Origin of the sequence: Sphingobacterium haloxyli (assembly GCF_002980525.1) — a bacterium.
GTDB lineage: Bacteria > Bacteroidota > Bacteroidia > Sphingobacteriales > Sphingobacteriaceae > Sphingobacterium > Sphingobacterium haloxyli.
The window spans coordinates 17333-41212 of the sequence record NZ_PVBQ01000009.1; the positions used below are offsets into that span (position 1 = coordinate 17333).

Below are 23880 nucleotides of genomic sequence, written 5' to 3' on the forward strand. Positions count from 1 at the left end.
ATGCGTTTAGCTTGCCGGGTCTCAAATAGGTCTGATTTTGAGTGCTTGTAGCTCATAGTCAGGTAGATAGTGTGCTGTGTAAAGGTGCAAACAATATTTTATGGATTTTTTTTGTAGTGGACATTTGGCGTTTGCCCCCCCGTTTGAACCGATTTGCCCCGGAAATCTGGGGCAAACCGCGAATGTGAGGAGGCAAGCCACAGATGTTAGCCAAGGATTTGGAACAGGTTTTTTTAACACTAATCTTTACCGCAGATCGATCTAAAAGTCTTCAGGCCGGAAGCCGTTAAAGGTAGTGCGAGACTACCGTATGGTTTTATTTTAATGGATAAAAACATGGACACACAATTGTTTTTAGATCTATACGCCCTATTGGATGTCGCCCCCATCTCAGTCGATGAGATGATGGAAATAGCATCTAAGGACGCTCCTCGGAAATGCAAAATAGTTTTTCCGACCTAATGAATGTAATGTGTACGGCCACTCGCGCCGTACACTTTTATAAACCTAAACATAAGTACACACATGGATTTTATTTGGGAACGCATCCAAACCGATAGGGATGCATCAGAATGGATGGAATTTGCATTTTTCTCAGCCAACTTTCAGCATGTTATGCAGCTATATGGTCATCCGTTACAACTACAATATTTTGATCAGACGGTAAAATTTGCCCAGCAACAGGCGGCGGCCGATCTATCTACTGGCTTGGCGGCAGCTTGCGGCCCTATGCTAAGCCAAGCTTTGGAAAACAACGCCTTTATCGTGACGTTTCACTTCGGGTTCTACCGGACCATTCCCGTGTCCCTGCTCCGCATGGGATACCGCGTAGCGATCTTGGTTTCGCGGGAGGTGTTTGAAAGCCAGCGGGCGTTTTATGCGCAGACCTTGCAACCCGAATGGTTTGCCCGGCTGCTATTTGTACTGGCAGAGGATCCGCAGCTGTTTTTCAAGATTCGACAGCTAAGGGAGCAAGGATATCAAGTACTATGCTACGCCGACGGCGGTGCCGGCGCAAAGCAGGGGCAGCTGGGAACCGAAAAAAGAACGCAGGTTAGGCTGGGCGAAGCCTATCTGCAGGCGAGATCCGGCTTTGCGGATATGGCTTATTTGCTGCAAGCGCCCCTTTGTCTGCTGATGCCGCCAGCGTTACAACCAACGGCAAGCTGGGAGCTACGGGAGCTCGAAATCCACTCGGCAAAGGAGCATCCATCGCGGCAAGCATATGTAGAAAAAGTGATGCACAGCGCCTATGGGCATTTGGACAGCGCGATAAGGCAGACACCGCACGCCTGGGAATGCTGGTTTTACCTGCACCGCACCATGCAGCCTCGTTCGTTCATGGAGGATTGGCCCATTGCCGAGCGGTTTATACCGCTTCTCCATGGCCAACAAGGCTTTGTACTGGATAAAGGCCTGTACAGGGTGTATCGCTTAAAAGAATCGAAATTGAAAAAAATAGCCGAATTAATTTTGCAGCATTAGGTAAAATTTTTAATTTAAAGGATTCTATCAACGAAATAACCAAACGCACATGATCAGTTTAACCATCAAAAGGGGACACCTTGGCTTTTGGGTGCTTTATGGGCTTTACTTTTATGTATTGAATGCATTGGGAAATGAGGAAATGACGATAGGAACGGCCTTCCTTTCGCTGCCCTTCTTTGCCTTCGTATTTTACACGGTTCATTACATCATAAAACGGTTTTTCGCCCCACGGCGCTATTTAATCGGTGCATTGATGCTGGCTTGTTTTTATATCTTTTCATCCTCCCTCATCTATATGCTTTCTTATGGGCAAAGCGATGCGCTAGTGTATGGAAAGTATATTGTTGCTGATTACGCGTTCAACTGGCGGGAGTTCCTACAAACGTTGCTAGTCCTCCACGGGCATTTTAGCATACTCGCGCTTTTGTATTTTTACTACCGCGAACAGCTGCGTATCACGCGAGAAAAGCTGGCTGAGGCCGAACGGAGGCTGGCATTAGAGCAACAGAAGGTGGCGCTGGAGGAGCAAAAAAGACGTTATGAATATGCGGCGCTAGCTGCTCAAGTAAGTCCGCACATGATGGCCAATATCTTTCAAAACTGGAAGCAGGAGCTAAAGACCCTCAAACCGGAGCTTGGTCAGCAGGTTGATAGACTGTATAACCTCATGCGCTTCTATATGGAGGCGGATCATCCCGATCGCTTTCGGACTATTTTGTTGGACGATGAGGTTAAGGCCGTGTACAACTATGTTGAGGTCCGACGGGAAGGCTCGGACCGCGAATGCTTCATAGACTTCGATATAGCCGGTAATCTGGCGAGATTCTCCGTACCGCCGACGACCTTATTGACACTGGTCGAAAACGCATTCAAATACGGTGAGGTTGACGATCCAGATTTTCCGATCCGCGTCCAGGTCCGTATCCAGCAAGCGGGCTATCGCATCACGGTAGAGAATAGAAAAGCACGCGTCGACAAAAATGTTGTACGCCACGGGTACGGGCTGAAAAGCCTCAAGCGGCGCTTGGAAATCTTGTACGATTCCCAGGCGTCCATAGCCATTAAGGATACAGAAGAATATTACCATGTTATTATCTTAATCGAATTTGAACACTTGAAACATCTATAATTATGAGAACATTGACCGCAATTGTTATTGACGACCAACAATTAGCCATTGACCACATTCTAGAGCTAACTAAAGAAATCGACTACGTGGAAATCGTAGCAACTTTTACAGACGAAAAACTCGCACGGAGCTTTATCCAAGTGAATCCTGTGGATTTTATTATCCTTGATGTCGAGTTGAAACACACAAACGCCTTCCGGTTTCTGAGAACGCTACCCGACCCGAAAATACCTACAATTCTGTACACAGGGCACCAACAATATGAAGACCAGGGCTATGAGCGCGATATGGTGGATGTTCTTCTAAAGCCTGTTAGTGAAAGCCGTCTAATGGCAGCACTACGGCGGATGCATAAGGATTTTAGCGGCAAAACAGTCGACGACAGCTTGGCTGCTCATGAGCATTATTTTCAGATCAAAGGCCCCGTGCGGGCGGAACGGCAAATGGTGCGGCTAAAGGAGCTTGTGTATGTAGCTTCCGAGGGAGGAAAGATTATCATCCACTTAGTCGATGGGCAGAAACTGGTGAGTGCCGTGTCGTTTAAGGCTGTTATGAGCAAGTTGCCCCGGAAATGGTTTAAGCAATGTTACCAAAATATCGCTTTCAACGTAAATTTCTACGCAGGTTACCGTGAAAAGCAGGTCCTATTGACCGTTACCGATAAGACCTTGCCTACGGGAGGTAAAGATCGATATACGGATTTTTATGCGTTTGTGGATAGCAATTTATTGGAGGGCTAACGGAAAAAGCATGAAAAATAAAAGGAAAAATAGTAAAGAATATATGAAATGGCGGGCTAGAACGACCGCGAAAATACTGCTGACTAGAAAAGCGGTGTATCAAGAGATCTGGGGGCTGTTGCGTGAGCGCGCATCTGCTGAAGTGGACGCGCAACTCCTATCGGCGCAAGACGTTCAGGCCCTGTTTAAAATCGGTCACAGCACCTACTATCGTTGGATTGCGTCGGGATGGCTAAATCCTACACGGATACACGGACGCCATTATTTCCAAAAGCAGGAAATTATGGCCCTTTTGGAAAAACGCCGGTATAGATCCCGAGGCGGATTGGGGTGACCATTTTCTTCGGGCGTTGTTCGGGTACCCTTCGGGAGCTGTTCGAGTGGCCTTCGGGACCGCTTCGGGACCGCTTCGGGACTGCCTCGGGACTGGTTCGCTTTTCGTTCGGGTGTTGTTCGGCTGCGTGCCGAACAGCACCCGAACAACACTCGAACACTATCCGAAGCTCACTCGAAGGAATCCCCTAGATGGCCCGAGCGGCTCCCGAACGAAATCCATACCGCTCCCGAATACTTCTCGAACAGCTATCCCATAATATCCCGAGTTGTCCCAAGTTATCCCTTTAATTTTTTGACCATCGAAACCGCTTTACTTTAGCTCTCGATATCACAGAATAGATGGCCGAGCATGCCGGTCGATGGTTTAACAAATTTAATGACATAAAAAAATGGCAAAGTTTTTAAAAGGGATTCACGGAGCGTATTCCGGAAAAGTAGGAAATGTAGTGGGTAGCAACTGGCGGGAGGTAGATTATGTCCGCTCCCTGCCAAAACCTAGTAAGAAACCGGCGACACCAGATCAATTAGCGCAAAGGGCAAGATTTGGATTGGCAGTTTCGTTTCTTTCACCGATCAATGATTTATTGAAACTGGGTTTTTCGGATAAACAACAGGGTAAATCAACGGGGTATAACCGGGCGCTTCAACACCTGATCAATCATGGTATCAGAGGCGAGCACCCCGAATACGAGATCGACTACGAAGGAGTAGTGATCGCTAGAGGAGGCCTGGCAAATTTGATGGGCGTAGCTTGGGAGGAAACTGCACCGAAAAGTATAGAGGTAAGCTGGTTGCCGGAGCTCAACAAGTTCAATGCGTTTTCGGATGATTCGGTGATTTTACTGTTCTATAACGTCGAACGCTCGTTCTTCAGTATCCTGGAAGAGGGAACACGAGCGGATGGTAGTCTGGGATTTACGTTACCAGATGTGTACGAAGGAGACCGTATCGTTGGTTGGGTGTTCACCGGACACCGCGACGGCGTGAAGACCTCCAGTAGTTTTTATCTTGGCGAGATCACGATTTCGTAATGACAATGGGCACTCCGCGTGAGTGCCCTTGTTCTATCTTGCTTACTATAATTATAGAAATGAGAACATTACAGACAAAAAGACCGTGGCTTATCAAGGATATTGCCATGGAACTCTCTGGAAAACATAAGCTCGCATTGACATTGCTTTTTCTGCTGGGCGCCTTCCTACTGGCAGGCACGATATTGCAATTTATTGAGCCAACGGCAGCGGTACTGGACATCGGCATCCTGTCGGTGTTGTTACTCGGCCTGTTTGGCGGAGTCGCAGCGGTGTTTTGCAGCCTTTGGCTACAGGAAATACTGTGGCAGCCGTTCAAATTCTTTCGTAAGAATCTAGTTTATCACATCCAACAATTAACATCATGGCAACAATGTATTCTGTACTTTTCGGTATTCTTTTTATTGCTGTATGCAGCAATCTGGCTCCTGTCGATCGTACTATAAGTGCGCAGACTTCTTTGCATCAGGGAAATGGCGATAATCGGATACGCGCGCGGATAGTCGAAATCGCTGCCGCCGAGATCGGCGTTAAGGAAGCTACCGGCAATAACGACGGTGCGCGCGTGGAGGCCTACCTAGCTCATACCGGCTTGGGCAAGGGGCATGCCTGGTGTGCCGCCTTTGTTTCCTGGTGCTACGGGCAGGCAGGCTTAGCCGAGCCCCGTAATCCTTGGAGCCCGGCGTTGTTTCCCAATGCACGGACATATTGTAGAGCTGATGCCTGTCGTGGTTCTAAAACAAGTACCCGGATAAAACCCGCGGACATTTTCGGGATTTATAGCCATCGTGCCAAACGGATTAATCATGTGGGGTTGATACGGAAGTTGGAGAGGAAATACCTGCTTACGATAGAGGGAAATGTAAACAATAGCGTTTTGTCAAAAAGGAGGCATTTGTCAACGGTCTATGCCTTGGCAGACTGGCTGTCGCTTTAACCTTTGTTAGCCGAAAAAAGGGAAACAAAAATCATTAAAAATGAAACAAACATTCATTGTAATTATCATAGTAACCTTAGTCTCCTGTCGTTCCTATCGGGAAAAGACCTTACACGAGCGCGGGAGCAGCACCTTATCCGAAGCTGGCACGAACGTGCGGTACGGTTTTCAGTTCACGGATAAAGATAGTCTGGACCGCACCTGGTATTTTGCTACGGACAGTGTGCTGTATTTCCATCCTGAATATGGATTGATCAGCAACGGCGGACATCTCCATTTCCTCGAAAGTCAAATCGGCCTGCAACATTTGCAGGTCGAGGTTGACTCGCTGGAAACGCAGCGGACGGAGATAAACGCAAGGTCTGAATTGAGAACTAGTCGGATTTGGTATAAGAACGTGTGGGTCTGGATGCTTTTGGTAGGCGCTGCCGGCGTAGTCGGTTATTACGTTAAGGCATAGCGTTCATGTGACGCGCTAAGGATGACACAAAACGGTATACTTTTTGATGCTACGAGCGGATAACACTAAATAAAAGTATTACTTTTGGGCTATACCCACATAAGAATATGAAATATATACACGTCAGATTTCTGCTTCTCGCTTTGCTATTTGCCCAAACAGCACTATCCCAAATACATTATCAACCCTATTCCTACGAGCAGTATCAACGGCATATGTCGCAAATATATCCGGATAGCTTGACCCACACCGCGGTCAAACCATTTGTAGGATCGAACATGGATACACGGCACGCTATTACGCAGGCGGATACTACTAGGAGCTGGTGGCACCGCAAGCTGTTTGATGAGCACTTGATTGAGGTAGTGAAAGACGACCATACCTTTTACCTGGATTTCATGCCCGATTTCATCATTGGAGGCGAGCGCGGCACCAACAGCAAAACACTGTGGACAAATACACGTGGCGCGCAGGCAGGGCTCTCGATAAACAAGAAGTTTTCTTTATATGTTAGCTTCTACGAAAACCAAGGGCGGCTTGCCAGTTATATCGATAGCACCGCGCAGCGCAACGGTAACCTACCGGGACAAGGTTTTTCAAAAAATCTGTCTACGGCTGAATATGACTGGATGAACGCCACGGCCAATATGAGTTATCATTTCTCAGATGCCGTTCAAGTGGCTGTAGCCTATGATAAACTCCATATCGGTGAGGGATACCGATCGGTCTTAGTCTCTGACAATCCATACAATTTCACGCATGCACGCGTATCGGGAACCGTCGGTCGCTGGCAGTACCATTCGATTTGGGCATATATGAACGATTTAAGAAACCCTCGTTTGGCTGATGTCAACGATCCCTTCTCAACGAGATTGGGGGAGGGGATCAAATATGGTGCCTTCCAGTATGTCGATTACCTAGCCAGCGATAAGGTATCGATCGGGCTTTTCCATTCCCTAATCTGGGCGCAGAATAACCAAGAAACGGGTGGAAAAACAAATGGTGGACTGGGGCTAAATGCGAAATACCAACCCTGGAAGAAATACCTCTTTTACGGACAGCTGTATGCCGATGATATTTCGAAGTTTGGTTTCGGAAGTAGCAGCAACCACCGGACGGCCTTTCAATTGGGCGGAAAAACATATGATCTGTTTGGAGTGACAAACCTAAATGTAACGGCAGAATACAACCAAGCAGCTCCTTACACTTATCAACATCCCAATAACCGCATTAACTATACGAGTAATGGCGAAGCTTTGGCCCATCCTCGAGGAGCCAATTTCCGGGAGGCACTGGGTATAGCTACCTATCGTTGGAACCGATGGGAAGTGTATGGCCAGACCATGTATGCGCGTTACGGGCTAGACCCAACCGATACGCGCAATGTTGGAATTGACCTGTTTAAAGAGGAAATCACCGAAGATGGGTTCCGTATAGGGCAGGGCAGCCCGAATAACTTATTTTACAATGAACTGCGGGTGTCGTATGTGATGAACCCCAAATACAATCTTCGTTGGGAAGTAGGGCTAATCGATCGCCGCAACAAAAACACCGTGAGTGGAGATTACCATCACGCGACGGTATTTACCTTTGGTCTACGATCCTCTTTCAGAAGATTTCAGCAGGAGTATTAAATTGATCTGTTTTATGGCGAGATTGAAGCCCATGGTCAAGGAAAAGGTTCGTTAAGCAGACAACTATGGTAGGTTCAATTGATACCGAACAGAACGCCCTGCTCCCTCCTGAACCAATACCCCCATTTCATGCAATTGCTGTAGATCGCGCGTAGCGGTGGCTTTTGAAACCTTGGTAATGCCCATGTACTTCTTGGCCGTCATCCCTCCATCGAAACCCTCGGCTCCCTTGTCCAGTATTTTATTAATTGCCTTCCAGTGCCGCTCGTCAAGCTGGGTTTTATACCGATCATAAAATTGCGCTTTCTTCAACGTAAACAGCACCATGGCTTTGGCATCCCGCTGCGCATTCAGGATCACGCTTGCAAAATAAACCATCCATGCAGTGATGTCCAACGCACGCTGCGCTTCCTTCAACGCATCGTAATAAGCCTTTTTATTCGCCTCGATGGTTTTGGAGAGGCTCAGCATGATGGGGCGTCCAAGCGATTGTGATAGTGCATTCTCCGCTATCGCCCGCCCGATGCGACCGTTGCCGTCTTCAAAGGGATGGATGGATTCGAAATACAGGTGTGCGATTGTCGACTTCAGTATGGCCTCGGGTATTTGCCCTTTTAGTGGGAAGTTTACTGAATTGTACCATCCGACAAAGCGTTCCATCTCCTCCGGTACCCGTGTCGATGGCGGTGCTTCGTAATGGATGATTTCCCTACCATAGGCTCCAGAAACAACTTGCATAGGGGTATCGCCCTGTCGCCACTCGCCCGGATTGATACGCCCTGCATTGGCAGCAAAAAGTAAGCGGTGCCAAGCTTTGAGCATATCCAGTGTCAGGGGTTGTTGAAAGTTCTGTCTTACTTCCACCATCAATTGGGCCACGCCCGATGCCCGCTGATCTTTAACGTAGACCGGCGTATCGTTTAACCCCAGATTATTCCGGATGGAAGACATCACGTCCTCACGACTTAAGTACTCTCCTTCGATCTCGGAGGTTTTTACCGCTTCCGAAAGCATGAGCTGGAGCAGAGTTTCTTGCTTGAGCGTATCCGGTAATCCTTGGATAAGGCCATTGACTTCTCCCGTTTCCTGTGCGAAAGCAAGAATAGATGGCTGAACTTCCGCGACGTCGTAAGTGAAGTTAGGCCATCCCTGTAGTTGCCAATTATACATCATGAGCCGATTACATTTCTTAATCGGCTCAAATTTAAGCAAAAAATGAGCCGATTGCAAGTTTTATTCGGCTCATCAACTAATGTTCATTGACGTATGTGAGCAGACTGGGTGTATCGCTTACGATACGATATCGGTATAAAAACGTATCGTGGGCGATACGTTTTAAGGTTAATTTCGTACCTTTGACGATACGATGGAAGCATTAATTAGCAAATACAGAGATTTACTGCAACAGACTGATATCAGTTTTGTCCGTGGATTGAGCAATAAAATCAATTGGGATGCCCGTGCTGTATGCATTGAGGGAGCGAGAGGTACGGGCAAGTCTACCCTCATGCTGCAGCATATCAAGTCTACGCTGCCTCTTCATTTGACACTATACCTCTCCTTGGATGATCTATATTTCAAGCAACATAGTCTGCTGTCTGTCGCGGAACGCTTTTATCAGGAAGGCGGAAGATACCTTTTTTTAGATGAGGTGCATAAATATGCGGATTGGCAGACGGAGGTGAAGAATTTATATGACTTCAAACCACAACTTCACATTGTGGTGTCTGGCTCATCCATATTGGCTTTACAACAATCCAATGCGGACCTTAGCCGACGTCTGTTACGCTATCATTTGCCTGAGCTATCTCTTCGGGAGTTTATTGCCCTCAAAACAGGTGTCGCCCTTCCGGAATATCAGCTACACGATTTGTTAGAAAACCACCAAGCTATAGTAGACGACATCAAAAAATCTGTGACCTCTCCATTAAAATTTTTTCGAGAATATCTGACTTACGGAGCGTACCCCTTTTTTAAAGAGGGAGAATCCGAATATCTCATGCGTATCCAGCAGCTGATCAACGTTATTATTGATTACGATCTTCCAGAAGCACGGCCGATGGAAGTCAGCACATTGGCTAAGTTGAAAAAATTGCTTTATATCATATCGACGGCAGTTCCCTTTACACCGAATATCACGCGTTTGGCCGAACAAATATCCACTTCTCGAAACAGATTGCTAGATATGTTAGAACTTCTTGAAAAGGCGCAGCTGATCCGCAACTTACGCAGCTCTTCCTTTGGCATCAGCCTCATGAATAAGCCTGAAAAAGTTTTTCTTCACAACAATAGCCTAATCATGGCGCTGGCAGAAGGGCAAGCTAATTCGGGCAATTTGAGAGAGACATTTTTCTTCACACAGCTCAATGGTGCAGGCTATCGCGTGTCCTACCCTAAAACAGGTGACTTTTTGGTTGAACAAAAGTATACCTTTGAAATCGGCGGTAAAAATAAGACTTTCAAACAGATCGCCGATGAGCCAGAGGCTTATCTTGCCATCGATGATCTGGAATATGGAACTTCGCGTAAAATCCCGCTTTGGCTTTTTGGTTTTCTTTATTAATTATTATCGGCCGATGTAAAACAGTGTTTACATCGGCCGAAATGGACAAATTGAATTAAAAATCTAAATAAAGGCCAGCATCTACCTGTTTTTTGGCTTCCCATACCGCCGGTGGGTATGCACCATTAGCGACTAAGAAAGCAATACTTTCTTTCACCACCTCTTTATCTTCCTTGTAGGTTACGCCGAACCATTTAGCGGAGGTAGGCAATACAGCACAGCTTGCCATGCCTTGCTTCACCATGTAGTCAGGGATATCAGGGATAAAAAATTCAGCTTTTGGATTTTCCTTATGCTTCTCCACGAAATCAGGGAAAAGCGCACGGGCCACCTCAAGCACCTTCGGTGTAAAACCCCAGAAATTCATGGAGACGCGCGCGTCAGGAGCTAATTCGTGTTCCGTACCACGCTCTTCGTAGACAATGTGCTCTTCTTCGTCGGCGTATCGACGATAAATATTCGTGCGCTCGGTCACGCCGCGCATATAGCCGTTCTGATCTACATCACATACGCCACGGGAAACATACCCGTAATCTGACAATGTCTTGCCGATTTCAAAGCCCACCATGGCCATCTTATCATCCGCTGCTTCGTGCTGCAAAAATTGGCTCATTTTTTCGAATGCTTCATAACCGTAAAAGTCATCGGCATTGATTACACAAAACGGGCCGTCGATCTCATGCTCGGCGCTCATTACAGCATGGCCCGTTCCCCAAGGCTTCTGGCGTTCGATATCAAGGTCGATCCCGAACTTACGTAGGTTAAAATCCTGAAAAGCGTAGGCGACGTCAATTTTGCCGCGTAGTTTGTCATCGAAGTTTTCTTTCATGATGTCGAGGAATTCCTCGCGGATCACAAAAACGACTTTTCCGAATCCGGCTTTGATGGCGTCGTAAATGGAATAATCAATAATTTTCTCTTGGTTGGGACCAAACCCGTCCACCTGTTTAGCCGATCCATAACGACTGGCCATACCAGCCGCTAAGATGACCAGCGTAGGTCTCTTATTCAGCATGATTCTTTATTTTTTTTAGTTCTAGAATGATGTTATTAATCGTCGTTTCCATCGTTTGGCATTCTTGTTCCTGCTTTCTGATAAAGGCATTATCGCGTAGCGCGCCGACGACCTTATCCATCTCGTTGTCGTTGTCATATACCATTTTGCGGAAAGGGTTCGTATAGTCTTTTTCCCTTGACCGAAAAATTTGGGTACATAACCATTTTTTAGTTTCCAGCGTATCGCGTAGCAAATGCAATAACCACTCCAGATCATGTTCATTTTGCCACGGCGCTCCGCCTTGCAGCTCCGCATAAGATGCCAGTGCATGCTGTAGACGTGCCATCGGATAAGAAGCGCTGGTTTCGTGATACCAACTATGAATCTCTTCCCAGGAATCTATTTCGCCTGTTTTCAATCGTTCCAATACCCCTTGGAGTTCCTCCACGTCCACAAGCTGTCCGCCGACATTATCGAATGTGGCACGGCCTGTATCCCCGAAGGTGTCAAGCAACAATAGGAATTCGCCCATCGAAACGCGATTGAGCGCAGTCATAATCTCTGATCCTGCATAGTAGGCAATCATGCGCCTATATACTTGATAAGCTTCGTAAGGTTTTGCAAGTACGACATCCCGTTTGGAGCATTCTACCCCTTCCAGCAGCACTTCGCCCAATGGAGCGGGTTCGCTGCCTAGCAGGACGGCTTGCCCTATTTCGCGATACGCCATATCGTTCAAGCCTGATTTTCCGGACATGGATTTGCCTACGGCCAGTTCGATAATCTCCAAGCCTTCAAACATCGCGTTTACGGTGTCTGGCGCCAGAATATCGTATTCAAAGTACTGGTTTTTTAACTTTCTATTGTCGCGGCCGGCAAATTTGTCCGTATTCCGCATCAGCGCATAGGCATTGTATAAAAACCAATAGCCCGGTAACAGCACTAAGCGGTCGTTTTTCAGATCTAAACTGACCAACGAAAAGGGAAGCCGGATATCCAGCTCATACAGGAAATCTCCCTTTACGAGTAGCGTATAAGCGGCAAAGCGCGAGTTGTGCTTCAAGCTGACGCATAAGCCTGGCCAGAACCCACGCTCGGCAATAATCTCGCCGTCTGCACCCCGGGAGTTATGGTTGGATCCCACGGTAGCCCCCGCCGCCATGTTACTCTGTCCTTTCACCAACGCAGCACATAAAAAGGAGTTGTTGTGATGTTGCTCATGCGCAGGGAAGATTAGCGCATTAAGCACTTCGCAACAGGAAATTGTTGAATTGTCGCCCAAGAACGAATTGATCAAGCGTGCACCGTATTTCAGTTGCGAAAACGAAGAAAGAAAGAAACGGACTGCCTTCACACCGTAAAACACACGGCAACCGAAACCGATAATCCCGTTTACGAGCTCGCAGCCCTCGCCAATCTGGGTGATGGCATCGGCACGCGAGTTTATCGTTACGTTCTTTAATTTATTGATGCCTTTGATGTAGGCGTAGGCGCCAATGCAGACATCTTTGATGGTCTTGGAATTTTTTATGACGACGCCCTCACCGACGACGCTGTAATAACCCCTTCGCCGATCAAATTTTTTATCGGTGATTTCCTGAAAACGACGTTGGAGGATATCATCATCGCGGTATCGGGTCCAGAGATAAGCATCTGATGCTTGCATACCCTCAAAAGCTGTAACTGCTCGTTTCCCATTCTCGTTACACAACTCCAGCACGATACGTTGCTCTTCTTGCTCGCCGTCTTTCACGATACCGTTTCCAAACTTCGCAACAGGGCTGGTTAACATTTCGTCAATGGAAGAAAGCATCACTTCCTTTTCCAAGATAAAATGCGCCAGGTATTTGACGTTGTGGATGGCCGCATCTGGACCGATATCACAGCTCACAATGTGGCTGTTATAGATGCCGACTGGGAGCTCCAACTCTTTATGTTCCAGTACAGAAGGTGTCATGTCGCCAATCCGCACCAAGCCGGAAAAGGATGAGTTTCGAATCATGTCCGGGAGGAAATGTGCCGTCACCCTAACGCTATCCCAGTTCGCAGCATAATTGCCATTGCGAATCAGGATTTGCTTTTCCTGTTCTGTTAACGGACGATAGGCAATCGTGTCCTTTTGTTGTTCGAAGCGCCTGCTATATTCCGATTCTCCTGCTGATAGATAGGGGGCATCCACGAAGCCGTAGCCGAAGTCGGATACTGTTCTCTTCTGAATTTTTCCCATAGGTTATTCTACTGTTACAGATTTCGCTAAGTTCCGCGGCTTATCTACATCTACTTGCAATTCTACGCCCACGTAATAGGATAGTAGCTGCAAAGGAACGACAGCCAATAGCGGCGAGATCAATTCATCCGATTTTGGCACTGTTATTACGTCCTCGGCCAACTGCTCTGCCATTTCGTCTCCTTCGGACACAACGGCGATCAAGCGGCCTTTTCTTGCCTTAATTTCCTGCATATTGCTGACGACCTTCTCGTAGAATGGATCTTGTGTAGCCACGAATACTACCGGCAGATGCTCATCTACCAACGCGATTGGGCCATGTTTCATTTCTGCCGCCGGATAACCTTCGGCGTGTATATAGGAAATTTCTTTTAGCTTCAGGGCACCCTCGAGTGCGATCGGGAAATTATAGCCTCTTCCTAGGAAGAGAAAATCGCGTGCATCTTTATATTTGGTAGCGATCCGCTTGATATTGTCCAATTGGTTGTCTAATATCCATTGCACTTGTTCTGGAACGGCGTGCAAGGCCGCAATCAGTTCACGCAAACGTTCTGGACTGACGGTCCCTTTCATTTGCGCAAGTTTCAGCGCGAAGAGTTCCAATACGACAAGTTGTGCCGTAAAAGCTTTCGTACTCGCGACGCCAATCTCCGGGCCCGCGTGTGTATAAGCCCCTGCATCGGCCATCCGCGCGATAGAGGATCCTACGACATTCACAATGCCGAAAATAGTGGCTCCTTGTTTTTTGGCATTCTCTAACGCCACCAATGTATCGGCGGTTTCGCCACTCTGGGATACGGCAATAATGACATCGTTTTCGTCGATAATCGGATTGCGGTAGCGGAATTCTGACGCATATTCCACCTCCACATTTACGCGGCAAAGCTCTTCGATGAGGTATTCCGCCAAAAGGCCAGCGTGCCAGCTGGTGCCACAAGCCACGATGATAATGCGGCGCGCTGCAAGCAACTTATCTTTTATAGCGTCCAACCCGCTCAAAGTCAGCAGGGTTTGCTCCACGTCTAGTCGTCCGCGGAAGGAGTCGAATATCGTCTGCGGCTGTTCGAAGATTTCTTTGAGCATAAAGTGCTCATAACCACTCTTTTCGATGGCGGCTAAATCCAAGTCCAGGCGTTGCACGAACGGCGTTAATTTTTCGTTAACTAAATTCTTCAGGATGAGCTCATCCGGACGGACGATCACCATTTCGTAGTCATTTATATACACTACGTCTTTGGTATAGGCCAGCATAGGGGAAGCGTCAGAACCCAAGAAATGCTCATTTTCGCCCACGCCGATCACCAAAGGCGATCCTTTTCGGGCAGCAATGATGGTGTCTGGCATGTCGTTGTCCAGAAGCAAAATTACATAAGCGCCCGTAATGCGTTTCAAGGCTATCCGTACGGCTTCTTCTAGCGTACAGTTATTGTTCATACGGATATCGGCAATAAAATTAACCAGCACTTCGGAGTCGGTGTCGCTCGCGAAGGTATATCCTTTTTTCTCCAGCTCTGCCTTTAACTGGGCGTAGTTTTCAATAATTCCATTATGAATCATCGCGATGGAGCCGTCGTTGGAGAGATGAGGATGCGCATTGCGATCGCAGGGTTCGCCGTGCGTAGCCCAGCGCGTGTGACCGATGCCAATCTTAGATAGGGGCTGTTGCTCGCCAACCAAGCCTTCTAAGGCAGCTACTTTGCCTTCTTTTTTGAAGACCTGCAAGTTTCCATCGACAAGTAGGGCGACACCAGCGCTGTCGTATCCTCTATATTCCAAGCGCTTTAACCCCGAGATTAGCACAGGGTAAGCAGGTTTGCTACCGACGTAGCCTACGATTCCACACATAATTTTTACTGTTGTTTGTTTTTAACGATACTGTTTTGTTTAAAATACGTAACGGCATCGTGACAAGAACTGTGCCATGGCAGGTTTTAAAGTGTATGAGCGTTTATTTAGTCAGTAGTCTCAAAAAAGCAGTTAGTCCAATTGCTTCCGTATCATTAGTGATTGGAAATTGTTCTGAGCCGTTGTATATGACGAATTTTTTATTGGCATTGATGTCCTCGCAGGCCTGATGAAAGGTTTTCTTGATTGCGGGCGCTGCCGAGCGTTTGACTTCTATCGCCCAAATTTCGTTCTCAGAACTTTCGAGCACCAAATCTATCTCCGCCTGTGTGCTGCTGCGATAATAGCTGTACCTCCATTTCTCTGAAAGGTTTTGGATAATGTTTTCGATTACAAAACCTTCCCAACTTGCTCCTACGGCAGGGTGGCCCCATAAGCTGTCGAAATTTGATATGTGTAAAAGATTGTGTAACAATCCGGTATCTCGTAAATAAATTTTTGGTGATTTTACCAATCTTTTTTTTGTGTTTCCTGACCAGGGTTGCACCTGCCTAACCATATAAAAATCGGTTAGTATGTCTAAGTAAGAACGTATGGTCGTGTGGCTGACTTCCAGACTTTTTGCCAGTTCCGTAAATACTACTTGTTGGCCATGGTAATGGGCTAGCATTGACCAAAATCTTTTCATGCGTGTGGCCGATACCTGAGGGCCCATTAGCGGGATATCGCGTTCTACATAGGTTGAGATAAAGTCATTGCGCCAGTTCCAGCTTTCATCGTCCGTCATTGCCAGATAACTATCCGGAAAACCTCCCCTGAACCATAGCTTGTCCATGTTAAATCCTAATGGGTCATCTTTGTAAATTTCATGGGCGTTAAATGGGCTTAATTCGAGATAGCGTATCCTTCCCGCCAGTGTTTCCGATGATTGTTGCAGAAGGTCGCGTGAGGCCGACCCGAGAAGCAAGAATTGTCCACTTTTTTCACCCGCTCTTTTCCTGATATCAACGAGTCCTCGAAGTATTCTAAACAATTCAGGGCGTCGTTGCACTTCGTCAATGATTAGGAGCTTTCCTTCATAGCGTCTTAGATAGCTTTCGGCATCGTTCAATTTGGCTAGATCAGAGTCCAGTTCTAAATCGAGATAAACGTGCTCTTTGGGCAATTCTCGGGTAAGCTGCAGCGCAAGCGTAGTTTTCCCTGCCTGACGTGGTCCAAGTAGCGCTACTACTGGCATCTGTGCGAGAGATTGCCGAAGTTTGATTTCGAGATTACGTACAATCATATTGGTAAAGATACACGGAAATATTGTAATTTGAAAGTTAAACTTTCAGATTGCAGTATTTTGAGTGGTTTTCCTTGCGATTTGAAAGCTGTACTTTCAGGATGTAGTATTACCGGTTGTCGTTTTTTTTGAGCAGTACGTCAAGGACATCTTTGAAAGTTAATAATGCAACTATAATATTGTGTTGATCTACACTTAACATGTATATCCTAACATTGCCCCCATAATTACGGATTTAAAATAAGGATATGCGAAGCAATTTTAGTAAGGTAGCATTGGTTTTATGTGCGGTCTCCCTCTCTCCAATTTTAACAAAGGCAAATATCGCTCATCAATTGATAAGCGCTAGAATGCAGCAGCAAGGAACGATTACGGGGCAGGTCGTCGATCAGAACGGTGAATCGGTTGTCGGCGCATCTATTACTAATCTATCGACACAAACTGTCGTACGATCGGATGGCAGCGGCATTTTTGCCATTGCAGGTACGGTCGGCGATGATCTTCAGGTAAGTTTTGTCGGTTACCAGACACTGGTGCAACCGATACAGCAAACCTCAGGTAATCTTTTCCAGTTGCATAGTCAGGAGAATACCTTGGAAGAGGTAACGGTCTCAATTGGTTATCAGACTGTTCGGAAGTCCGATTTAACCGGAGCTATTTCGAACGTAAAAGCAGAAGAGCTTAATCTGACCGCTCCGAAGCTTTCGCAAGCCTTGGTGGGCAAGCTAGCCGGTGTGCAAGTTTCGCAGACTAGCGGTGCTCCCTATGACGGCACCAAGATTAGGGTGCGTGGTATCGGATCTGTAAATGCCAGCTCGGATCCGCTTTACGTCATAGATGGTTATCCCGCCGGAAACAATCTAAATATAAACCCAAATGATATTGAATCTATCGATGTATTGAAAGACGCTGCTTCTGCAGCCATCTATGGATCGAGAGCGGCTGGCGGGGTAGTCTTGATTACCACTAAAAGAGGCAAACAGGGAAAAAATAATGTCGATTACGAAGTATTAGCTGGCTTCGGTCAGCTCTCCAAAAAAATTGATCTATTGGATGCTGACGAATTTATCGACCTGATTATCGATGGCCGCAATAATTCGTATAAGGATCTGTTGTTGGGTAGAGGTATGGATTGGACGGATGCACGGCGCTTTGATACCAACGCGCAGCGAGTTGCTAATGTGGGCAATGCCGGATCAGTTTCTATACCCGAGGACTACTACGATTTCGCTACAGGCACAGCAAAGCCAGCAAAATACAATACGGATTGGCAGGACGAACTTTATCGCAATGCACCTTTTCAACGGCATAACGTTTCTGTGTCGGGAGGAAATGAAAAGAGTAGGTATTTTGTTAGTGGATCCTACCAAAACCAAGATGGAATTATGCTCGGAACGGGCCAACAGGTGTTCAACTTTCGCACAAACGTAGACACGAAGGTGAAGGATTGGCTTACCTTTGGCGCGAATGTTTCGTATACCTACAACGATAATAACGAAGTTACGACCGGGCGTTATGATCGGAGCCCCTCTATGGCGGCATTAATCTACTTGCCAACGTTGCCCGCTTATAATGAAGATGGCTCTTACGCGCAATACCTTATGGCCGATTTCAGTGCTAATAATTATGGGATCCAAAACCCGGAGAACCCCTTAGCTTACGTTACGAAAATTAGAAACAACCGCAAACAAAAAAAGGGACTGTATAATGCATTCGCCGATTTTAAGGTGATGGAAGGGTTACACTTTAAAGTGAATGGTGGTTTGTCCACGCGTGACGAAAAGTACGACTATTATCGTCCCGTGAGCATCTCAAACGGTAACTATAGGCCTTATTCAGATCAGGCGAAAACTGCGGCGTATGCAGACGCGTTGACCAATAGTTCGTTGGACAAGTTGTTAGAGACCACACTGAACTATAGCAAAACCTTTGCAGATAAGCACGAAGTAATGGGTTTGTTGGGTTACTCGGCGCAGCAAACAGATCTGGACTATGTCGGGGTACGTGCCAGAGGATTTGAAAGTGATGCGGTGCCGGAAATAACACATAAAGGAGCAGACCCTTCATTTTTTGAGTTGTTGCCGGATGATACCTATAAAACGAGAACGACGATGCAGTCTTATTTTGGGCGGGTGAACTACGCGTATGACTCAAGATACTTTATTTCTGCAAGCTTTCGACGGGACGGATCCTCTCGGTTTGGACCCAACAGTAAATGGGGTTCGTTTCCCTCGGTATCCGCGGGATGGACAATTTCCAATGAAGATTTTTATGACGCCTGGTTGGGAGCTGGATCTAGTTTAAAATTGCGTGGAAGTTGGGGTAAGAGCGGGAACAATAATATCGGCGACTATCGGGCCATCACGGCGTACAATACACCGGGCGGGGTTATCATCGGCGATAAAGTAGCCACCGGTTACTGGCCTGACGACCTTCGGGATCCGAATCTAAGTTGGGAAACCACCGCACAAACCAATCTGGGGCTAAATGTTGGCATACTGAACAATAGACTGAACGTAATCACTAATTTTTACCTGAGCCGTTCATCCAATCTCCTGTTCAATCAGCCGATCACGGCAGTGTCTGGTACGACAACGATTTTGACCAATCTACCCAATAGTAAAGTGGAAAACAGAGGGTTTGATGTACAGGTCGATGCGGCGCTTATCAGAAAGGCAAATTTCAGTTTGGGATTTAGTGGAAATATCAATGTGAACCGGAACAAGGTACTGGATCTTGGTGGCGCTTCGACGATTATAACGAACGGAGCGGAACGTTCCTATCTCACACACATAACGCAGGAGGGCAGCCCCATCGGGATGTTCTACGGATTTAAGGTGTCAGGCATAGCCACGGAGGAAAATTACCAAACGGTAGCCCCGTCGGCGGCGTCCTCTACACCGTTGCAACCGGGCGATTTATATTTCGAAGACGTAGATGGCAATGGTATCGTCAATGATGACGATAAGCGGATTATCGGTAACCCGCACCCAGACTTTACGTATGGATTCGCTTTTGATGCGCGCTACAAGCATTTCGACATCCGTGCGTCTTTCAATGGTTCGCAGGGCAATCAGGTGCTTGATGGGTACGACTATTACCTCTATAATATGGAGGGATCGGGCAATCAATATGCTGATGTCGCACAGCGGTATCGCTCCCCGCAGGATCCGGGCAACGGTAAAGTGTACCGCGCATCACGCGGAGGTACACAAAGTAACAGTACCCGGTTATCGACGTTTTACTTACAAGATGGATCCTTTTTGCGGATGACCAACATCTTGCTCGGATATTCGCTGCCAGCGGATATTGCCCAGAAGTGGACATTGGCCGGTGTACGCATCTATGCCAGTGTGGATAACCCTTTTACGATAACCAAATACAAGGGTTATAACCCTGAGCCAGATTACGATCAACGAGGCAATTTAACGCCAGGCGTAGATTACGGACTCTATCCGTTGGTGAGATCATATAATTTGGGACTAAAAGTAACTTTCTAAAACTGATACCGATGAAAAAAAGATATTTATTACCGTTTGTTCTGTTCGCACTTACGGCTTGTGATAAAGATTTCCTGAATCAGGAAGACCCTAATGGGGTAGCCATCGAAAATTATTTTGAAACGGAGAACGATGTGCTGTTGGCGATAAATGGGCTTTATCAAGGGCTCCGTTCAGGAAATACCGTTGGCGAGGGCAGTACCCTATTTAACGAGGAGCGTTCAGATAATACCGGTCGTAACGATAATCAGTCGGCGGCGGGCGAACCTTTCCAGTTCAATGACTTTGCTATCCTAGCCGGCAATACCTATTTAAAGTCCCACTGGGCTGATATGTACGATGCCATTGCCCGCTGTAACGTAGTTTTGTCACATATCGACCAAGTAGCCTTCACGGACGAAGAACTCAAAAATCGTTACAAAGCGGAAGCGAAATTCGTACGGGCTTTGCTTTATTTCCACATGGTACGGAAGTTCGGTGATATTCCATTATCCATCGAAGAGATCAAGGATAAAGAGCAGGCAGATGCCATCGGCTATCGGCAGAAAGAGGCCGTGGTCTACCAGCAAATTGTAACCGACCTCACGGAAGCATTGGTAAGTAATATCCCCGATACGCAGCATGAATACGAGGTTGGTCGTGCATCTAAGGCCGCTATCAACGCCCTTCTCGGCCAGGTTTACCTCACCATAGGGGTTACCATGACGGACGATAAACAAGAAAATTTCATAAAAGCTGAACAACATCTTGAAGCATCCTACGGTATGCGGAACTTCGGAAAATTGACGGAGATTCCGTATGAGGATGTATTTGATGTAGCTAAAAAGAATACCTGTGAAGAACTCGTATTCCAGGTGCAGTATCTTCAAGGTAATAACCGCTTTAGTTCCAGCATTGCCCGAAATTATCAGGCGAGAGGGGAAACGATCAACTCGCAATTTGAATCTACCGGAGTAGGGCAGGTTGTAAAGTTGGACTTGGTGAAGGATTTTGAGGCAAACGATAAACGGAAAGACTTTTCGATTAAGTTTGCAGCAAATCCGCAGGTAAACGACTGGTTTGTGACCAAATTCAGAGATGCCAGCCAAGCAGCAGGTACAGCAGGTTGGGGCGGAAACGACTGGATCCTTATTCGTTATGCAGATGTGATGTTATTGTTGGCAGAAACAAAACTACATCTCGGAAAACAGACAGAAGCTATTGCCTTGCTCGACGAAGTGCGGCAAAGGGCAGGTTTGCCAAGCTATGCGATCGCGATGCAAGATGCAGATTACAAGGCAAAGTACCCCACACTGAGAGAAGCTATCCTGCACGAGAGGCGTGTGGAGCTGGCATTCGAAAACCACCGCTGGTTTGATTTGGTTAGAAATTATACTGCCGAAGAATTGGTAGCCTATTTTAAACAGAAAAATCAAGCTGATTACGGTAATGCAAAGTTGTCCAATATTTCTACGAAGGATCGCTATTTTCCGATTCCGTTTGACGAGCATAGATTAAATCCAGAAAAAATGTATCAGAATCCGGGTTATTAGGCAACACGGACAATGTAAAACCAAAAGCCATATCTCATTGTTACTTTATATATGGCAATTTTTGGTAGTAATAGCAATAAGTCCGAGCAGCATAATTGGGCGGGCAATCTTCGGTTTACGCCCGCCGAATACCATGTAGCCGACGGCGAACGGGAGCTGATAAGCTTGCTTAAAACAGCAAATCAAAAAGGGAAAATAGTACGGTCCGTGGGGGCGCGTCATTCCTGTTCTCCTATAATCGAGACCGACGACATGTTGCTATCGCTTGAAAAGTTTAATCGGCTTCATGCCGTAGATGATAAACACCTGGAAGCGACTGTCGGTGCCGGAATGACGGTTGAAGAGGTAGGAAAAGCGCTATTCAAACATCATCTGGCCATGGAAAACACGGGTCACATAGACCAACAGTCGTTAGCAGGCGCCATCTGTACGGGAACCCATGGGGCAGGCAAAGGGCTTACTAATCTCTCGGGACCGGTCGCTGCGATAAAGCTGGTTACAGGCACTGGCGAACCTCGGGTATATCATGAAAATGATCATCCCGATATCATGCGGGCTTTAAGGGTATCCTTGGGGGCATTGGGTATTTTTACTGAAATTACCTTGAAAGTGCTTCCTGCATTCCGCTTAAAACGTCAGCATTTTTGTACTTCGGTGGAGGATTGTCTGAAGCATTTACCCGAGCTGATGGAAGAAAACCGGAACTTTGGATTTTACTGGTATCCGCGGCGCGATGAAGTTAGCCTCCGTCTTTGGAATGAGCTGGGCATGGGTACACAAGACCTTCCCTATGCACGCCTCGACAAAGAAGAAGTAGGATGGAGCCAGGATCTGTTGCCGACCCCTCACGAACTCCGTTACGTAGAGCTGGAGTACTCGCTCGGAATAGAGGAGGCTACGGATTGCTTTATGGAAATCAGGGAACGCATTCTAAAAAAACATCGGAAGGAGGTTGGCTGGCGGCTACTTTTTCGGCCAGTAGCTGGAGATGATAACTACCTGAGTAACGCGTATGGGCGTCCGACCGTGGCCATAACGATCCACCAGAACGCATGTCTGCCTTACGAGGCGTATTTCAAGGATATCGAACAGATATTTCAGGCGTATGATAGTAGGCCGCATTGGGGAAAGATGCATAGTATGACTGCCAGGGAACTGAAACATTGTTATCCGGAATGGGACACTTTTCAGCGTATCCGGGAAGAGTTTGACCCAAACAATATCCTGTTAACCCCTTACTTGAAACGTATTTTAATAGCATCATGATGAAACACTCGAGCGTAGGACATAAGACTTGGGCGCTACCAGGCTGTTGTATTCCGGCTGAAAGTACCGGTGAAGAGCCTGCACATACAAGTCGGGATGAAATCAGCATCTTGAATACCGGTGAATCGGTAGCTGCCATTGAAATCATGATCTACTATACCGATAGGGAACCCGTTGGGCCCTATCGCATTACCGTGGATGCTAAACGGATGCGTACGATCCGATTCAATGATTTGATAGATCCAGAGGCTATTTTATTGGCGAAGGAATTCGCTGCACTGTTACAATCTGACCGGCCTGTGGTGGTACAGTTCAGCCGGCTGGATACGGCCCACGGTGGACGGGATCACAGCACGACGATCGCCTTCCCGGTCACATAAGCGCAGAAACAATGGACAATTTTGCACAAGTACTTACTGTTCTTTCTTCCATGATTACACCCGTGGTGCTCATCATGGCAAACGGCTCGTTGATTCTCTCTACCTCACAGCGCTTGAGCCGTGAAATCGAACGGACCCGGAAGTTGGGTAAGGAACTGAAGCAACTAACAGATACAGAAACAAGGGAAAGAGACGACGATGAAGAGATTCTTGCCGTCTATAAACAGCTGAAGCGATCGACTAAACGGGTGTTGCATTTGCAGCGCGCGATGACGAGTTTGTACGTCTCGCTGCTTTTCTTTGTGGCGACCAGCGTTAGTATTGGCGTGGTCGATATCTTACACTTGACCTATAACTGGATTCCCGTTACACTCGTCTTGATGGGGGCCGTTCTTTTGTTTTATGCCTGTTTGGAGTTAATCAGTGAATCGCGGCTTGCCTTTATAGCTGTTCATTTCGAAATGGCAAGGGCGATAAAAGCGGTGGGTGGCGGCAAGAGGTTAAGTTAACCGGTATTAAATGAGAGTCGC

General features: G+C 46.9%; 20 protein-coding genes. 15 read left to right on the forward strand and 5 right to left on the reverse strand.

Annotated elements, in window-relative coordinates; translation table 11 throughout:
• Positions 1 to 525: 525 nt before the first annotated feature.
• The 9 genes from C5745_RS12535 (at position 526) to C5745_RS12575 (ending at position 7755) form a co-directional block, all read left to right on the forward strand.
• Positions 526 to 1485, forward strand: a complete 960-nt coding sequence (locus tag C5745_RS12535; RefSeq protein WP_105717353.1) for a hypothetical protein — start codon at positions 526 to 528, stop codon at positions 1483 to 1485.
• A gap of 49 nt (positions 1486 to 1534) precedes the next feature.
• Positions 1535 to 2617: a histidine kinase gene (locus C5745_RS12540; RefSeq protein ID WP_105717354.1), complete on the forward strand. Its 1083-nt coding sequence runs from the start codon at positions 1535 to 1537 to the stop codon at positions 2615 to 2617.
• Between the two features lie 2 nt (positions 2618 to 2619).
• Positions 2620 to 3357 (forward strand): LytR/AlgR family response regulator transcription factor, encoded by a 738-nt coding sequence (locus tag C5745_RS12545; RefSeq protein ID WP_105717355.1) that lies wholly within the window; start codon positions 2620 to 2622, stop codon positions 3355 to 3357.
• 10 nt (positions 3358 to 3367) lie between these two features.
• Positions 3368 to 3691: a helix-turn-helix domain-containing protein gene (locus tag C5745_RS12550; protein ID WP_165793079.1), complete on the forward strand. Its 324-nt coding sequence runs from the start codon at positions 3368 to 3370 to the stop codon at positions 3689 to 3691.
• A 391-nt stretch (positions 3692 to 4082) separates the two neighbouring features.
• Entirely contained in the window at positions 4083 to 4724 is a 642-nt protein-coding gene (locus tag C5745_RS12555; RefSeq protein ID WP_105717357.1) for a DUF6266 family protein, read from the forward strand.
• Positions 4725 to 4783: 59 nt separating this feature from the next.
• Positions 4784 to 5170 carry a hypothetical protein gene (locus tag C5745_RS20100; protein WP_133166350.1) on the forward strand — a complete coding sequence of 129 codons (387 nt, stop codon included), beginning with the start codon at positions 4784 to 4786 and terminating at the stop codon, positions 5168 to 5170.
• Positions 5089 to 5661, forward strand: coding sequence for a CHAP domain-containing protein (locus tag C5745_RS12565; RefSeq protein ID WP_117584411.1), 573 nt, complete (start codon positions 5089 to 5091; stop codon positions 5659 to 5661). The genes C5745_RS20100 and C5745_RS12565 overlap by 82 nt, the downstream gene beginning before the upstream one ends.
• Positions 5662 to 5701: 40 nt before the next feature.
• Entirely contained in the window at positions 5702 to 6121 is a 420-nt protein-coding gene (locus tag C5745_RS12570) for a hypothetical protein (protein WP_105717360.1), read from the forward strand.
• A gap of 107 nt (positions 6122 to 6228) precedes the next feature.
• Entirely contained in the window at positions 6229 to 7755 is a 1527-nt protein-coding gene (locus C5745_RS12575; RefSeq protein ID WP_105717361.1) for a gliding motility protein RemB, read from the forward strand.
• Between the two features lie 63 nt (positions 7756 to 7818).
• On the opposite strand, the gene C5745_RS12580 is transcribed toward C5745_RS12575, so the two are convergent.
• A complete protein-coding gene (locus C5745_RS12580) occupies positions 7819 to 8928 on the reverse strand; it encodes a Fic family protein (RefSeq protein ID WP_105717362.1) in 1110 nt (369 codons plus the stop codon).
• Positions 8929 to 9121: 193 nt separating this feature from the next.
• Here C5745_RS12580 and C5745_RS12585 point away from each other — a divergent pair, with 193 nt between their 5' ends.
• A complete protein-coding gene (locus C5745_RS12585; RefSeq protein ID WP_105717363.1) occupies positions 9122 to 10318 on the forward strand; it encodes an ATP-binding protein in 1197 nt (398 codons plus the stop codon).
• Between the two features lie 55 nt (positions 10319 to 10373).
• On the opposite strand, the gene C5745_RS12590 is transcribed toward C5745_RS12585, so the two are convergent.
• From C5745_RS12590 to C5745_RS12605, 4 genes are all read right to left on the reverse strand, one after another.
• Positions 10374 to 11333: a nucleotidyltransferase family protein gene (locus C5745_RS12590; protein ID WP_105717364.1), complete on the reverse strand. Its 960-nt coding sequence runs from the start codon at positions 11331 to 11333 to the stop codon at positions 10374 to 10376.
• Positions 11323 to 13542 (reverse strand): DUF4954 family protein, encoded by a 2220-nt coding sequence (locus C5745_RS12595; RefSeq protein WP_105717365.1) that lies wholly within the window; start codon positions 13540 to 13542, stop codon positions 11323 to 11325. The genes C5745_RS12590 and C5745_RS12595 overlap by 11 nt, the downstream gene beginning before the upstream one ends.
• Before the next feature lie 3 nt (positions 13543 to 13545).
• The gene (gene glmS, locus C5745_RS12600; RefSeq protein WP_105717366.1) at positions 13546 to 15387 is read right to left on the reverse strand and encodes a glutamine--fructose-6-phosphate transaminase (isomerizing); all 1842 of its coding nucleotides are present in this window, start codon (positions 15385 to 15387) and stop codon (positions 13546 to 13548) included.
• A 103-nt stretch (positions 15388 to 15490) separates the two neighbouring features.
• Positions 15491 to 16672, reverse strand: coding sequence for an ATP-binding protein (locus C5745_RS12605; RefSeq protein WP_105717367.1), 1182 nt, complete (start codon positions 16670 to 16672; stop codon positions 15491 to 15493).
• A 248-nt stretch (positions 16673 to 16920) separates the two neighbouring features.
• On the opposite strand from C5745_RS12605, the gene C5745_RS12610 reads away from it, so the two are divergent.
• Genes C5745_RS12610 through C5745_RS12630 form a run of 5 tightly spaced genes read left to right on the forward strand, consistent with a single transcriptional unit; the run spans position 16921 to position 23859 of the window.
• Positions 16921 to 20172 (forward strand): SusC/RagA family TonB-linked outer membrane protein, encoded by a 3252-nt coding sequence (locus tag C5745_RS12610; RefSeq protein WP_105717368.1) that lies wholly within the window; start codon positions 16921 to 16923, stop codon positions 20170 to 20172.
• A gap of 11 nt (positions 20173 to 20183) precedes the next feature.
• On the forward strand, positions 20184 to 21704 hold the full coding sequence (locus C5745_RS12615; protein ID WP_105717369.1) for a RagB/SusD family nutrient uptake outer membrane protein: 1521 nt from the start codon (positions 20184 to 20186) through the stop codon (positions 21702 to 21704).
• A gap of 51 nt (positions 21705 to 21755) precedes the next feature.
• The gene (locus C5745_RS12620) at positions 21756 to 22970 is read left to right on the forward strand and encodes a D-arabinono-1,4-lactone oxidase (RefSeq protein ID WP_105717370.1); all 1215 of its coding nucleotides are present in this window, start codon (positions 21756 to 21758) and stop codon (positions 22968 to 22970) included.
• The gene (locus tag C5745_RS12625; RefSeq protein WP_207795800.1) at positions 22967 to 23350 is read left to right on the forward strand and encodes a sensory rhodopsin transducer; all 384 of its coding nucleotides are present in this window, start codon (positions 22967 to 22969) and stop codon (positions 23348 to 23350) included. Before C5745_RS12620 ends, C5745_RS12625 begins: the two co-directional genes overlap by 4 nt.
• A gap of 11 nt (positions 23351 to 23361) precedes the next feature.
• A complete protein-coding gene (locus C5745_RS12630) occupies positions 23362 to 23859 on the forward strand; it encodes a DUF2721 domain-containing protein (protein ID WP_105717372.1) in 498 nt (165 codons plus the stop codon).
• Positions 23860 to 23880 lie beyond the last annotated feature (21 nt).

Excerpts from the sequence above, each read along its gene's own strand:
- C5745_RS12535 (WP_105717353.1), top strand. The coding sequence starts at position 526 with ATGGATTTTATTTGGGAACGCATCCAAACCGATAGGGATGCATCAGAA.
- C5745_RS12585 (WP_105717363.1), top strand. The coding sequence starts at position 9,122 with ATGGAAGCATTAATTAGCAAATACAGAGATTTACTGCAACAGACTGAT.
- C5745_RS12540 (WP_105717354.1), top strand. The coding sequence starts at position 1,535 with ATGATCAGTTTAACCATCAAAAGGGGACACCTTGGCTTTTGGGTGCTT.
- C5745_RS12580 (WP_105717362.1), bottom strand. The coding sequence starts at position 8,928 with ATGATGTATAATTGGCAACTACAGGGATGGCCTAACTTCACTTACGAC.
- C5745_RS12630 (WP_105717372.1), top strand. The coding sequence starts at position 23,362 with ATGGACAATTTTGCACAAGTACTTACTGTTCTTTCTTCCATGATTACA.
- C5745_RS12575 (WP_105717361.1), top strand. The coding sequence starts at position 6,229 with ATGAAATATATACACGTCAGATTTCTGCTTCTCGCTTTGCTATTTGCC.
- C5745_RS12625 (WP_207795800.1), top strand. The coding sequence starts at position 22,967 with ATGATGAAACACTCGAGCGTAGGACATAAGACTTGGGCGCTACCAGGC.
- C5745_RS12620 (WP_105717370.1), top strand. The coding sequence starts at position 21,756 with ATGGCAATTTTTGGTAGTAATAGCAATAAGTCCGAGCAGCATAATTGG.
- C5745_RS20100 (WP_133166350.1), top strand. The coding sequence starts at position 4,784 with ATGAGAACATTACAGACAAAAAGACCGTGGCTTATCAAGGATATTGCC.
- C5745_RS12565 (WP_117584411.1), top strand. The coding sequence starts at position 5,089 with ATGGCAACAATGTATTCTGTACTTTTCGGTATTCTTTTTATTGCTGTA.
- C5745_RS12545 (WP_105717355.1), top strand. The coding sequence starts at position 2,620 with ATGAGAACATTGACCGCAATTGTTATTGACGACCAACAATTAGCCATT.
- glmS (WP_105717366.1), bottom strand. The coding sequence starts at position 15,387 with ATGTGTGGAATCGTAGGCTACGTCGGTAGCAAACCTGCTTACCCTGTG.
- C5745_RS12595 (WP_105717365.1), bottom strand. The coding sequence starts at position 13,542 with ATGGGAAAAATTCAGAAGAGAACAGTATCCGACTTCGGCTACGGCTTC.
- C5745_RS12610 (WP_105717368.1), top strand. The coding sequence starts at position 16,921 with ATGCGAAGCAATTTTAGTAAGGTAGCATTGGTTTTATGTGCGGTCTCC.
- C5745_RS12615 (WP_105717369.1), top strand. The coding sequence starts at position 20,184 with ATGAAAAAAAGATATTTATTACCGTTTGTTCTGTTCGCACTTACGGCT.
- C5745_RS12550 (WP_165793079.1), top strand. The coding sequence starts at position 3,368 with ATGAAAAATAAAAGGAAAAATAGTAAAGAATATATGAAATGGCGGGCT.
- C5745_RS12570 (WP_105717360.1), top strand. The coding sequence starts at position 5,702 with ATGAAACAAACATTCATTGTAATTATCATAGTAACCTTAGTCTCCTGT.
- C5745_RS12590 (WP_105717364.1), bottom strand. The coding sequence starts at position 11,333 with ATGCTGAATAAGAGACCTACGCTGGTCATCTTAGCGGCTGGTATGGCC.
- C5745_RS12555 (WP_105717357.1), top strand. The coding sequence starts at position 4,083 with ATGGCAAAGTTTTTAAAAGGGATTCACGGAGCGTATTCCGGAAAAGTA.
- C5745_RS12605 (WP_105717367.1), bottom strand. The coding sequence starts at position 16,672 with ATGATTGTACGTAATCTCGAAATCAAACTTCGGCAATCTCTCGCACAG.